The organism is Clostridium sp. YIM B02569 (assembly GCF_022320765.1).
Lineage (GTDB): Bacteria > Bacillota > Clostridia > Clostridiales > Clostridiaceae > Clostridium > Clostridium beijerinckii.
The window spans coordinates 79885-82131 of record NZ_JAKJJX010000031.1; the positions used below are offsets into that span (position 1 = coordinate 79885).

Genomic DNA, 2247 nt, shown 5'->3' on the forward strand with positions numbered 1-2247 from the left:
GGTGATACTGGTGTAACCGGACCTACAGGTGATACTGGTGTAACAGGACCTACAGGTGATACTGGCGTTACTGGACCTACAGGTGATACTGGTGTAACAGGACCTACAGGTGATACTGGTGTAACAGGACCTACAGGTGATACTGGCGTTACTGGACCTACTGGAGCAACAGGTGCAGGTCTAGCTGCTGATGGTTATGTATATGAACTTGCAACAATAGCCGATTCAACTGTTGTTGGTGGTGCAGACGTTCCATTCTCTAACAATGGACCGTTAAGTGGTATAACTCACACACCAGGTACCACTACTATTACCGTAGCAAGTGCTGGCACTTATGAAATAAATTATGGTGTAAGTATAACAGCAGGTGTTGGTGCACAAATTGCAATTGCTGTAAATGGTACTGTTGATGCATCTACTCCTATAACAGCTTTAGTTGCTACTGGTGAATTATTCGGAAGCGCTATATTAACTCTTGCTGCCGGAGATGTCATCACTTTAAGAAATAACTCAGCAACTCCTTTAGTAATGACATTGGCTCCAGGAGTTGGCTCTCAATTAACCATTAAAAAATTAGATTAGAATATAAGATTGGCCCTCTGCTAAAATCAGAGGGCTTTGATATAAAATCAAGTACATTTTTCATAGCATTCATTATTTATTTAAAGTTTCAGTATAGAGAAATATTGATTTTTTTATCTATTCTATAGTACATAAAATTTAAAATCTGTTCCATTTTTATATACATAATTGCATTATATTGTGCCAAGACTTTACAATTTTCCGTATATTATTAGTGATGTATCTTTTTTTATCTAGGAAAAAATAAAGAAATTAAGGAGATGACACAATGCCTACTGCAATTCTTGTCCCTATTGCAGATGCTTATATATCATTGTTAAATCCAAACACGAACTTTGGATTTTCGAGTCTTTTATTTACAGGGAGATTTGTTCAGCCTAATGACCTATTTAGAAGTTTATTAAAATTTAATTTAACTGGGTCTCTTCCATCCGGAAGTACTATAACAAATGCTTCCTTAAATTTATTCGTTTTTAGAAAAGATTTACCTGATGCTGTTTTATCCCCACAAACCGTTAGCGTATTTACAAATGCAAGCGATTTTTCTGAAGATACAGTTACGTGGAATAATGCGCCAGCAATAAATCCAACAATTTATTCTACAAATGTTACTGATGCAGATGTCGGTATGTATATAAGTATTAATATAACTAATTTAGTGATTGATTGGGTAAATAACCCAGCAACAAATTTTGGTTTAACATTAACTGGTATCGAAAATATAATTGACACTATTATAGGATATTTCTCAAAAGAGTGGGCAGTCGAAACTCAAAGACCATTCCTTAGCATAGAATTTTCATCAAGTGCAACAGGATCTACTGGACCTACAGGTGACACCGGAGCAACTGGAGCTACAGGTGATACTGGAGTAACCGGACCTACTGGAGACACAGGAGTAACAGGACCTACTGGTGATACTGGAATAACCGGAGCTACAGGAGATACTGGAGTCACAGGACCTACAGGTGATACCGGAATTACCGGCCCTACAGGTGATACCGGAGCAACCGGCCCTACTGGAGACACAGGAGCAACCGGACCTACAGGAGATACTGGAGTTACCGGGCCTACAGGCGACACCGGAGCAACTGGAATTACAGGACCTACTGGAGACACTGGAGTTACTGGAGCTACAGGTGATACTGGAATTACAGGAACTACAGGTGATACTGGAATAACCGGACCTACTGGCGATACTGGAGTAACAGGACCTACAGGTGACACTGGAGTAACAGGACCTACAGGTGACACTGGAGTTACTGGAGCTACAGGTGATACTGGAGTCACAGGTTCTACTGGTGCGACTGGAATAACCGGACCTACTGGCGATACTGGAGTAACCGGACCTACAGGTGATACTGGAGTAACAGGATCTACAGGTGATACCGGAGCAACCGGCCCTACTGGAGACACCGGAGTTACTGGACCTACAGGAGATACTGGAGCAACAGGCCCTACTGGAGACACTGGAGTTACTGGACCTACAGGTGATACTGGAGTTACCGGACCTACTGGAGACACTGGAGTTACCGGACCTACAGGTGATACTGGAGCAACTGGATCTACAGGAGATACTGGAGTAACTGGATCTACAGGTGACACTGGAGTAACCGGCCCTACTGGAGACACTGGAGTTACTGGAGCTACAGGTGATACTGGAGT

1 protein-coding gene and 1 pseudogene are annotated in these 2247 nt (G+C 41.9%); both read left to right on the forward strand.

The window, feature by feature from the left end; all coding sequences use genetic code 11:
- Nucleotides 1–582 (forward strand): annotated as a pseudogene (locus L3B96_RS23105) (collagen-like protein); the annotation flags it as partial.
- A gap of 268 nt (nucleotides 583–850) precedes the next feature.
- The coding region (locus L3B96_RS23110) for a DNRLRE domain-containing protein (protein ID WP_238948690.1) at nucleotides 851–2247 on the forward strand (1397 nt) is incomplete at its 3' end.